Origin of the sequence: Streptococcus sp. HMSC078H12 (genome assembly GCF_001814615.1) — a bacterium.
GTDB classification, from domain to species: Bacteria; Bacillota; Bacilli; order Lactobacillales; family Streptococcaceae; genus Streptococcus; species Streptococcus salivarius_F.
In genome coordinates this window covers 19,525-31,313 of sequence record NZ_KV817326.1, presented here as the reverse complement: position 1 = coordinate 31,313, position 11,789 = coordinate 19,525, and the positions used below count along the sequence as shown (strand labels likewise).

Sequence of the window (11,789 nt, the reverse complement as noted above, 5' to 3'; positions counted from 1 at the left end):
GAGGACATCACGTGTCAAAGAAACGATTATATGAAATCGCAAAAGAGGTTGGTGTAGAAAGCAAGGTTGTTGTTGCAAAAGCTCAAGAACTTGGTCTTTCTGTGAAGAGCCACTCCTCATCAGTTGAAGAAGCTGATGCTAATCGTATCACTTCAAGTTTAAAAGGGGGAACAGCTAAGGCTGAAAGCAAGCCAGCTCCTAAAGCGACACCAACTCCTAAAGAGGAAAAGGTAGCGCCTAAGGTTGATAAGGCACCTGTTGCCAAATCAGCTCCAGCTAAAGAAGCATCGAAGGCTGAAGTCAAAGAAGCCCCTGCGACTCCGAAAAAACCACAAAGCCGTAATTTTAAGGCAGAACGTGAAGCACGTGCCAAGGCAGAAGCAGAGCGTCGTCAAAATGGCGGAGGCCGTGACAACCGTAATCGTAATCGAAATCAACAAGGAAACGATCAAGGTAAGCGTCAGAATAATGATCGTCGCAACCAAAATGGAAATGGTCAAGGAAACCGTAACAATGGGAACCGCGATAACAATAGTAATCGTGACCGTAATTTCCAAGGTAAACAGCGCAATAATCAGGGTCGAAATAAACGTAACGATACTGCCCGCAACAATCAGGCAGGTCCACGTATTGACTTTAAAGCGCGTGCAGCAGCCTTGAAAGCAGAGCAAAATGCAGAATATTCACGTCAAAGTGAAACACGCTTCCGTGAAGAAAAAGCTGCAGAGCAACGCCGTGCGAAAGAACAGGAAAAGGCAAGAAAAGAAAAACAACAGGCTGAAGTCGCTGCTCAAAAAGCAGTTGCTGAAGCTAAGCCAGCTCCAAAACCAGCACCGGCTGCTCAACCAGCTCCAGCTGCACAAGCACAAGATACACGTCGTAAAAAGGCACGTCCAGATAAATCACGTGATAATCGTCGCGAGAATGAAGATGGACCTAAGCAAACAAGAAATAATAAGTGGAATAATCAAAACCAAGTGAGAAATCAACGAAATAGTAACTGGAATAAAAACAAAAATAAAAAAGGTAAAAATAACCGTGGTAATTCAGCTCCAAAACCAGTAACAGAGCGTAAATTCCATGAATTACCAAAAGAATTTGAATATACTGAAGGCATGACGGTTGCAGAAATCGCAAAACGTATTAAACGTGAGCCAGCTGAAATCGTTAAGAAACTCTTCATGATGGGTGTTATGGCAACTCAGAACCAATCTCTTGATGGGGATACTATTGAGTTGTTGATGGTTGACTACGGTATTGAGGCAACCAAGAAAGAAGAAGTCGATAATGCTGATATCGAACGTTTCTTTGTTGACGAAGACTACCTCAATAAAGATGCTATGGTAGAACGTGCACCAGTTGTTACTATTATGGGACACGTTGACCATGGTAAAACAACCCTTCTTGATACCCTTCGTAACTCACGTGTTGCGACTGGAGAAGCTGGTGGTATCACACAGCATATTGGTGCCTACCAAATTGAAGAGGGTGGTAAGAAAATCACCTTCCTTGATACTCCAGGACACGCGGCCTTTACATCTATGCGTGCCCGTGGTGCTTCTGTTACAGATATTACTATCTTGATTGTAGCTGCGGATGACGGTGTTATGCCACAAACTATTGAAGCCATCAACCACTCTAAGGCTGCTGGTGTTCCAATCATTGTTGCGATTAACAAGATTGATAAACCAGGTGCTAACCCAGAGCGTGTAATCGGTGAATTGGCAGAGCATGGCGTTATCTCAACAGCATGGGGTGGCGATAGCGAATTCGTTGAAATTTCAGCGAAGTTTGGTCAAAATATTGAAGAATTGCTTGAAACAGTTCTTCTTGTGGCTGAAGTGGAAGAACTTAAAGCTGACCCAACAGTTCGTGCCATCGGAACCGTTATTGAAGCGCGTTTGGATAAAGGTAAAGGTGCGGTTGCAACCCTCCTTGTTCAACAAGGTACCTTGCATGTTCAAGACCCAATCGTTGTTGGTAATACCTTCGGACGTGTCCGTGCTATGACCAATGACCTTGGTCGTCGTATTAAGACTGCAGCACCATCAACACCAGTTTCAATTACTGGTTTGAACGAAGCGCCTATGGCAGGTGACCATTTTGCCGTTTATGAAGACGAAAAAGCAGCTCGTGCAGCCGGTGAAGAACGTGCCAAACGTGCCCTTATGAAACAACGTCAACAAACACATCGTGTTAGTCTTGATAACCTCTTTGATACCCTTAAAGCTGGTGAATTGAAGACTGTTAATGTTATCATCAAGGCCGACGTGCAAGGTTCTGTTGAAGCCTTGGCAGCATCACTTCTTAAGATTGATGTTGAGGGTGTTCGTGTTAATGTTGTTCACTCAGCAGTAGGTGCTATCAACGAATCTGATATTACTCTTGCGGAAGCTTCGGATGCTGTCGTTATCGGATTTAACGTTCGTCCTACACCACAAGCACGTCAACAAGCGGAAACTGATGAAGTTGAAATTCGTCTTCACAGCATCATCTACAAGGTTATCGAAGAAATCGAAGATGCCATGAAAGGGATGCTTGATCCTGAATTTGAAGAAAAAGTCATTGGTGAAGCTATTATCCGTGAAACCTTCAAAGTTTCTAAAGTCGGAACAATCGGTGGATTCATGGTTACTAGTGGTAAAATCACTCGTGATTCAAGTGCCCGTGTGATTCGTGATGGTGTCGTTATTTTTGATGGTAAATTGGCAAGCTTGAAACACTTTAAAGATGACGTTAAAGAAGTCGGAAACGCTCAAGAGGGTGGTTTGATGATTGAAAACTATAACGATATTAAAGTTGATGACGTTATCGAAGCTTACATTATGGAAGAAATTAAACGTTAATTTTGTTAGCTTTTAAGAAAGCTTACTTAGGAGACAAAGCTAGGTCATCTGGCCTGGCTTTTGTTCCATCATAATAAGAGAGAAAGGATAAGACTATGGGAAATTCATTTCGTGTAGACCGTGTTGGTATGGAAATCAAACGTGAGGTCAATGAAATTCTTCAAAAGAAAGTTCGTGACCCACGTGTGCAAGATGTCACTATCACAGATGTACAGATGCTTGGTGATTTGTCAGCTGCTAAGATTTTTTACACTATTCATTCAACCTTGGCCTCAGATAACCAAAAAGCACAAACTGGTCTTGAAAAGGCTACTGGGACAATCAAGCGTGAACTTGGTAAAAAATTGACCATGTATAAGATTCCGGATTTGACCTTCATTAAGGATGAGTCTATCGAATACGGTAATAAAATTGATGAAATGCTTCGTAATTTAGAGCGTAAAGACTAAGAAAAAATTCCTGTCAGTTATGGCAGGAATTTTGCGTTATAATAGAATAAAAAGGAGGACTTCAATGAAAGTAACGGTCTATTTGGGTGCTAATATGGGTGATAATCCTAGCTTTAAGAAAGCAACGATTGCCTTGGGTCAGTGGATTGCTAAAAATGGGCATACCCTAGTCTATGGTGGCAGTAAGATGGGACTTATGGGAGTTCTTGGTGATACGGTTTTGGAAAATGGTGGACAGGCTCATGGCATTATGCCACAATTCCTCAAAGATAGGGAGATAGCTTATGAGGGGTTAACCTCAATGACCATAGTAGAAACTATGGCAGAACGAAAGACTGCTATGCTAGAGCAAGGAGATCTCTTTATCGCCCTTCCAGGAGGTCTAGGGACACTGGAAGAAATCTCTGAAGCTATTGCAGCTGCTCGAGTCGGTAAATTGGACAAACCCTGTGTTTTCTTCAATCTCAATGGCTATTATGATGCTATGAAAACGATGTTAGATACCATGGTTGCTCATGATTTTTTGGAGGCTGAAACAGCAGCAAAATTCCTCTTTACAGATGATTTTTCAGAAATTGCAGCTTTTGTCCAGTCTTATGAACCACCTCAATTGAGACGTTATCGGTAACTTTATATGATAGGTTAGCTCTCTAAGTTTAAAAGGAGAGCTTTTTTGATGGAGAGACGTTAGTAATTATTTTTTTCTTTTAAATTTCAGAAAATTAACTAAAAAAACCTTAACAAAAATGGTGGATTTGTATATAATAGTGTTTGTAAATTTAATCATTTAACAAATTTTCCTCATCATCTGTGAGTAATATCCATGAATACTTAGTACCCCACTTGGTTAGGAAAACTTTGCCAATCATTTATTTTTATGGGGAATGTGGGATATAGGATGAAATGGAAGGAATGATAAGTATGTCTATTATGGTTAAACATGTGAGTTTTGATGACTATCAAAAAACACAGACAAACTATAAAGATGCCAACTTTTTACAGTCAGCTGAGATGGCTAAGCTTCAGCTAAGCCGTAATCATATCGGAGAAGTAGAGGCTCTGGTTTTTGAAAGGGATGGCCTGCGGATAGGTCAAGCCATCGTTGTCTATAGAAGAAGCTTTCGTATCTTTAGAAAAGCTCTCTTGTTTCATGGACCCTTGCTAGATTACAATTCTATAGCTGATTTGACAGACCTTCTAGAGGCCTTGATACTCTACTTAAAAAAGAAAAATATTGCATCACTTTCTATCCATCCCTATCTTACCGATCTTATTAGGAATGAAGAACTTGAAATCATTGAAGAAGAAAAGGCTGATGAGGTCTCCAAGGTATTTGAAAAATTAGGTTTTGAGCAGTATTTAGATCCAGAACAGGCCCTAGTTGTTAATCAGATGTTTGTAAAACCAATTGATACCTTTACGACTTCTGATGAGATGCTCGCAGCTTTTTCACCATCTTTGAAGCGAGATTTAAAAAAATTCACTGCTTTGAATGTCAAAGTTGAAGAACTACGTGAGGACAATCTCAATCAGTTTTATGACATCCTAGTTCGGACAGCAGAGAGAAAAGGATTTTCAGTTCATCCATTGACCTATTTCCAAGATTTGAAGAGGAACTTTGGAGAATCTGCAAAGTTTATGTTGGCTTATTTGGATTGTCCAGCTTATTTGGCTTATCTTGATGAGAATATTAAATCTTTTGAAGCTAAGATTCAGGCTTTAAAAGATGGCCCACAGAAAAAACGAACCAAGGGTCAGATTGCGGATGCCGAAGATCAGCTTAGAAGTTACTATAAACGTTTAGAGCAATTTAAGACCTACCAAGTCACTGGTGACAAATTACCTCTTTCGGCTTATCTTTTTATGGATTATGGTCCAGAAGTCGTCAGCTTTTACGGTGGGAATGATGAAGCCTATCTTAATTTTGGTGGGGCAGTTCTTCTTCATTGGGAAATGCTACAATATGCTAAGCATGAGGGAAAAGAACGGTTTAATTTTTATGGGACAATCGAAACTGAAGCGGCAAGTGCTGGAAAAGGGAATTTTAACTTCAAGCGTCAGTTTGGTGGGCAACTCGAGACTCTTGTTGGCTCTTTTGATAAAACCCTGAATCCTTTCTATGATATTTTTAAGAAGACACTAGGTAAAGACTAGTTCCTTGTATAGAAAAAAGTCAATTGAGGTAACGAATTTAACCTCAATTGACTTTTTGTTGTTTACAAATATTTCTTAGCGACTTCAATATCGCCAGCATAGTTATCGCGTTTACCATTTACAATCTGGAAGGCATCGGCACCTTTACCAGCAATAACCACAGCATCCTTGGAGTCTGTAGTCTCAGACATTGCTGTTTTAATAGCTTCCTCTCGATCAACAATGATACGAACCTCGCGACTGATGTGACTAGCAATTTCCTGACAGATAGCAAGAGGATCCTCCTTGTTAGGATCATCGGCTGTTAGGATGACATCAACATCAGGGTAGGTATTGAGGACATGTCCAAAGTCTTTACGACGACTTTCACCTTTATTTCCTGGAGCCCCTAGAATTAGACTAATACGACCATCTTGATGGCTGGTTACGACTTGTAAGAGCTTATCTAGGCTATCCCCATTGTGAGCATAGTCAACAAATGTCTTAGCCCCATTAGTTTGAGTTAGAACCTCCATACGCCCTGGAACAGAAGTTTGAGCGATTCCTTCCTTGATGTCTTGAAGGCTAGCTCCAAGACGTAGGCAGGCCAGACCAGCAGCCATAGCATTGTCCTGGTTGAAGTCACCGATAAGTTGGATATCATAGTCACCGGCTAATTTTCCACTTGCCTTAAAGCTAAAACCTGAGCCATGTTTAACAGCATTGTCAGAGTTTTTACCATAGAAGTCATGCTCTTTATCCGCAACTTCCTCAGCGATAAAATCAAAGTGATCCATACCGCTATTAACAATAACAACTCGACTGTTTTCCAAGAGGAGACGCTTATGGTAGAAGTAGTCTTCAAAGGTTGGGTGTTCAATAGGTCCAATATGGTCTGGGCTGATGTTAAGAAAGACACCTACATCAAAAGTCAATCCATAGACACGCTTTGTCAGATAGGCTTGACTTGAGACTTCCATAATCAGATGGGTCATGTCATTAGCAACAGCTTCAGCCATCATACGGAAAAGGTCCAAACTCTCAGGTGTTGTTAAGGTAGACTTGAAGAAGGTTTTTCCGTCTAGTGTTGTGTTCATGGTTGAAAGCATAGCAGGTTTATGACTTTGCTTGAGAATATTGAAGGCAAAGTAGGCTGCTGTTGTTTTCCCTTTTGTCCCAGTAAAGGCCAGCAATTTAAGCTTGTCTTGAGGGTATTGGTAGAAGGCCTGAGCAACGAGGCTCATAGCCTGCTTGATATCTGATACGATAATGACAGGAATTCCCACTTGATAATCTTTTTCAGCCACGTAGAAACTTAAGCCAGCTTTGACAGCATTCTCTAAAAATTCGGGCTTGAAAGCAGCTCCTTTGGCAAAGAAGAGGGACGATGGTGTGACATCACGACTATCATAAGAAAGATGATCAAAAGTCACCCCAGTCCATGAATAGTAGTAGTTGTCTTGGTCGATAATATCTCTAAAATTATGGTCCTTTTTAAGAACCTCTAAAACTTGTTCAATAGTAATCATAGTTCCTATTTTAGCCTTAATGTTCTTGTTTTACAAGTCACAGCCAAAAGTTTATAATAAACTAGATTATATTTTATTCTCTAGAAAGAAAGTTATGACTGAAACTAAAACTGATACACAGCAGCAGCAGATGCTAAGAGGGACGGCATGGATGACGGCATCCAATATTATCAGTCGTCTATTGGGGGCACTCTACATTATTCCTTGGTATGCTTGGATGGGTAAACAGGGTGACCAGGCCAATGCCCTCTTTGGTCAAGGGTATAACATTTATGCTCTTTTCCTCTTGATTTCAACAGCAGGTATTCCAGTCGCAATTGCCAAACAGGTATCTAAATACAACACACTTGGAAAGATGGAGACGAGTTTCTTCTTACTCAAGCGTATCTTGTATTACATGATTGGTCTCGGACTGATCTTTGGTGTTTTCATGTACTTTGCTTCGCCGTGGATGTCTTATCTTTCTGGGGGAGACGAAGATCTAGTTCGCGTCATGCGTAGCCTATCTTGGGCGGTTGTTATTTTCCCATCTATGTCTGTTTTACGAGGCTTTTTCCAAGGCTTTAACAACATGAAGCCTTATGCCTTAAGTCAGATTGCAGAACAGATTATCCGTGTTATTTGGATGCTGTTGGCGACCTTATTCATCATGAAAATTGGGACAGGCGATTATGTGACAGCAGTTGTCCAATCGACTTTTGCCGCTTTTATCGGTATGTTGGCTAGTTATGGGGTGCTTTTCTTCTACCTTTGGAAGGAGGGCAAGCTCAAGAGTCTCTTTGGCAAGCAGGCTGTTCATCCGGATATCAATCCAACTGCAATTGTTATTGAAACCTTTAAGGAAGCCATTCCTTTCATTATCACTGGGTCAGCGGTTCAACTTTTCCAGTTGATTGACCAATGGACCTTTATCCGTACTATGGAGAAGTTTACAAGCTATAGCAACAGTCAGCTTCAGGTTCTCTATGCTTACCTATCTTCAAATCCAAGTAAGATTACTATGATTTTGATTGCTGTAGCTATCTCCATTGCTGGGGTTGGGATTCCACTCTTGACTGAAAATATGGTTAAGAAGGATCTTAGGGGAGCAGCTAAACTGATTATTAATAACTTACAGTTGCTTTTGCTCTTTATTGTTCCTGCCATTGTAGGATCAGTGATTTTAGCTAAACCACTTTATACAGTCTTTTATGGTGCGCCAGATAGTCAGGCCCACTTGCTCTTTGTAGCCAGTCTGATTCAAGTTATTTTCTTGGCCTTGTATAGCGTTTTAGCACCAATGCTTCAGGCAATCTTTGAAACCCGCAAAGCTATCAACTATTTTGCGATTGGGGTTTTAGTTAAGGCTATTCTACAGCTGCCATTGATTATTTTCTTAGGAGCCCTTGGCCCGGTTATTTCAACAGCCATCGGTTTAGGTGTTCCAATTGCTCTCATGTATAATCACCTCCACACTGTTACGCACTTTAGTCGTAAGACAGTGTTTAGAAAAGCCTTGCTCATCTGTATCCTTACGGTACTCATGGCTATTCCAGTTGCGATCTTCTATTGGTTGTTCCAGTTTGTATTGTCACCAACAAGCCGTATGGGTAGTGTGATTTACTTGGTCATTGGAGGAGGCCTTGGAATCGGTGTCTACGGCGTTCTTGCTCTTGTAACTCGTATGGCTGACCAACTACTTGGTGCCCGAGCTGCTAGTCTGCGTGCTAAATTACATATTAAATAAAATCTAAACCAAGTCATGTGGCTTGGTTTTTTTCTTTTCAACCTTTTCTGAAAAAGGAGTATAATAGGGGTGAAAAAATGAAATCGTTTTAATGATTTAGAATCGAGGAAAGGATTATGGTTGATTCTAGACAAGAACATATAAAATTAGGGACCTATCCTCCCGAACAAGTTTACCAAGTCTTGCAGACAAGCCCTCAGGGTTTGAGCTCACAAGAGGTTAAGGAGAGGCAGGCGACGTATGGCCCTAACCAATTGAAGGAAAGTAAGAAGGAGCCTATTTGGCTGACCTTTTTCAGACATTTTACTAGTCTTATGGCACTCTTATTGTGGGGTGGTGGCTTTATCGCCATGCTTTCTCATAGTTTAGAGTTGGGGATTGCAATTTGGTTGGTCAACATTATTAATGGTCTCTTTAGCTTTATTCAAGAATATAGGGCGAGTCAGGCTACGGCAGCTCTTAATAAGCTTCTTCCATCCTATGCGCGAGTTCTTCGTGATGGTAAGGAGGATAAGATTCTAGCTCAGGACTTGGTGCCAGGTGACTTGGTTTTCATTGAAGAAGGAGACCGTATTTCTGCAGATGGACGCTTGGTCGCTGTGACAGATTTGCAGGTTAACCAGTCTGCCCTCACTGGTGAGTCTAATCCTATTTATAAGTCAGATCAAGCAGATTTGACTCCCGACAAGACTGAGTTAGAGTATGACAATATGGTATTTGCAGGGACTACTGTCTCTTCTGGTTCTGGACATTTTATAGTATCTGCTATCGGGATGAAAACTGAGTTTGGACAGATTGCGGATTTGACACAGAATCTTGCTCAGGAAAAGAGTCCCCTTCAGAAAGAATTAGACCATTTGACTAAACAGATTTCAGTTATTGCGGTGTCTGTAGGTCTCTTCTTTATGGTGGCAGCGACTCTATTTGTCCATCAGCCTTTGTCTCAAGCCTTTATTTTTGCATTGGGGATGATTGTGGCCTTTATTCCTGAAGGACTTCTTCCCACAGTTACTCTATCTTTAGCCATGGCCGTTCAGCGCATGGCTAAGGACCATGCTTTGGTTAAGAAACTGTCTTCGGTTGAGACGTTGGGAGCAACTTCTGTTATTTGTTCGGATAAAACAGGGACTTTGACGCAAAATGCCATGACGGTTAACCATCTGTGGACTTTGTCAGACAGTTATGAGGTAACTGGGCTAGGTTATGCATCAGAAGGACAGATTGAGCAGGAAGGACGACCTATTTCTCTTGAAGACAATGAGCTTCTTAATCGTTTGGTACGATTCTCTCATTTGGCTAGTAATGCTCAAGTTGTGGCCCCTAGTGCTGATAATCCCAATTTTACAATTTTAGGTGATCCAACTGAGGCTTGTCTTAATGTTCTCGCCGAAAAAGCAGGAATTAATTTAAATGACAATCATACTTGGGCCCCTCGCCTCAAGGAAATCCCCTTTGATTCTGATCGTAAACGGATGACAACAGTGCATAAGCTTGAGTTAGGATTGGATGGCAGTCAGCATATTTCTATCACCAAAGGTGCTCCGAAAGAAGTGATGGAGCTTTGCTCAGACTATTATGATAATCAAGGAATGATTAAATCATTGACAGCTACTGAGCGTCAGGCTATCCTTGCGGCCAACGACCAGTTTGCCCGAGACGGTTTACGTGTTTTAGCTGTGGCCTATAGACCTTTAGACAGTGAGCATATTGGAGAAGACAAATGGGACATGCAGACCTTGGAGGACAATATGGTCTTTCTAGGCTTGGTTGCCATGAGTGATCCGCCACGTCAGGGTGTGCGTGAAGCCATTGAAAAATGCCATAGAGCTAGTATTCGTATTATCATGGTGACAGGTGATTATGGTTTGACAGCTCTTAGCATTGCTAAGAAAATCGGAATTGTACAAGGAGACGATGCGCGTGTTGTTTCAGGCCTTGAACTAGCTGATATGGATGATAATCAGCTCAAGGAAGCTCTTAAAGGCGAAATCGTTTTTGCTCGTGTAGCACCTGAACAAAAATACCGTGTGGTCAATGCCCTTCAAGAACTTGGCGAAGTTGTCGCTGTTACTGGTGATGGTGTTAATGATGCCCCTGCTCTTAAAAAAGCTGATATCGGTGTAGCTATGGGGGTATCGGGAACCGATGTTGCCAAGGAATCTGCAGATATGATTTTAACAGATGATCATTTTGCTTCTATTGTTCATGCTGTTGAAGAAGGTCGTGCAGTTTATAGAAACATTCAAAAATTCCTGACTTATATTTTTAATTCCAACACGCCAGAAGCCGTACCCTCTGCTTTCTTCTTGTTCTCTTTGGGACGCATACCTCTTCCCTTAACGGTTATGCAAATCCTAGCTATTGACTTGGGGACAGATATGGTACCTGCTTTGGGATTGGGGGTTGAACCACCTGAAGAGGGCGTTATGGACAGACCACCAAGACGTCTTTCAGATCGCTTGCTCAATCGACAATTGTTGATTAAAGCTTTTGTCTGGTATGGACTGATTGAAGCAGCCTTAGCTATGGGGGCTTTCTTCCTTAATTATTGGGTTAATCAAGGTAACTTAAACCATTTGGCCAGCTCAGGTCCTCTCTATCGAGAGGCAACTACCATGACCTTAGGAGCTATTATCTTTACCCAAATTGGTATGGCTATGAATAGTCGCAAGGGTAGGGGATCTATTTTCCAAATAAAACCATTTGCTAATCGGATTATTAGCTTAGGTATTGTTTTAGAAATTGTTCTCTTTATCATCCTGTCTTACGTGCCTTTCTTCCACACGCTATTTAACACTGCACCTATTGGACTTGATGATTGGCTCTATTTACTTGCTTGTCCGTTTGTTATTATGGCTTTGGAAGAAATCAGATATCGCTTATTTGATAAAAAGTAAGTCAGTGGTATACCTTAGATTGAAGCAAGATTTTTAAATCGTTTCTTAGTGCTTGAAATTATAATGTTTCAGGCACTTTTTGATGCTTGAAAATCTACTTTTGACAATCTTAAAAATTGGCCTTATTTTAAATTAGAGTCAGTATCTATCTGTCTTTTTAGGTTATAGAAATAAACTATAACTAACTATCAAGAATCCGTATGATGAAC

General features: G+C 41.1%; 7 protein-coding genes. 6 read left to right on the top strand and 1 reads right to left on the bottom strand.

Annotated features, from left to right (window positions below; all coding sequences use genetic code 11):
• The first annotated feature begins 11 nt into the window (after window positions 1-11).
• The 4 genes from infB (at window position 12) to HMPREF2979_RS05560 (ending at window position 5,449) form a co-directional block, all read left to right on the top strand.
• Complete coding sequence (gene infB, locus HMPREF2979_RS05575; protein WP_070475562.1) at window positions 12-2,846, top strand: translation initiation factor IF-2; 2,835 nt, start codon at window positions 12-14, stop codon at window positions 2,844-2,846.
• 95 nt (window positions 2,847-2,941) lie between these two features.
• Window positions 2,942-3,295: a 30S ribosome-binding factor RbfA gene (gene rbfA / locus HMPREF2979_RS05570; protein WP_002883798.1), complete on the top strand. Its 354-nt coding sequence runs from the start codon at window positions 2,942-2,944 to the stop codon at window positions 3,293-3,295.
• A gap of 64 nt (window positions 3,296-3,359) precedes the next feature.
• Complete coding sequence (locus HMPREF2979_RS05565) at window positions 3,360-3,923, top strand: LOG family protein (protein ID WP_048674278.1); 564 nt, start codon at window positions 3,360-3,362, stop codon at window positions 3,921-3,923.
• A 293-nt stretch (window positions 3,924-4,216) separates the two neighbouring features.
• A complete protein-coding gene (locus HMPREF2979_RS05560; protein ID WP_070655568.1) occupies window positions 4,217-5,449 on the top strand; it encodes a lipid II:glycine glycyltransferase FemX in 1,233 nt (410 codons plus the stop codon).
• A 62-nt stretch (window positions 5,450-5,511) separates the two neighbouring features.
• Here the strand turns inward: HMPREF2979_RS05560 and HMPREF2979_RS05555 are convergent, their stop codons facing one another.
• A complete protein-coding gene (locus HMPREF2979_RS05555; RefSeq protein WP_070655567.1) occupies window positions 5,512-6,957 on the bottom strand; it encodes a UDP-N-acetylmuramoyl-L-alanyl-D-glutamate--L-lysine ligase in 1,446 nt (481 codons plus the stop codon).
• A gap of 94 nt (window positions 6,958-7,051) precedes the next feature.
• On the opposite strand from HMPREF2979_RS05555, the gene HMPREF2979_RS05550 reads away from it, so the two are divergent.
• Window positions 7,052-8,683 carry a putative polysaccharide biosynthesis protein gene (locus HMPREF2979_RS05550; protein WP_070655564.1) on the top strand — a complete coding sequence of 544 codons (1,632 nt, stop codon included), beginning with the start codon at window positions 7,052-7,054 and terminating at the stop codon, window positions 8,681-8,683.
• 116 nt (window positions 8,684-8,799) lie between these two features.
• On the top strand, window positions 8,800-11,580 hold the full coding sequence (locus HMPREF2979_RS05545; protein ID WP_070655562.1) for a cation-translocating P-type ATPase: 2,781 nt from the start codon (window positions 8,800-8,802) through the stop codon (window positions 11,578-11,580).
• Window positions 11,581-11,789 lie beyond the last annotated feature (209 nt).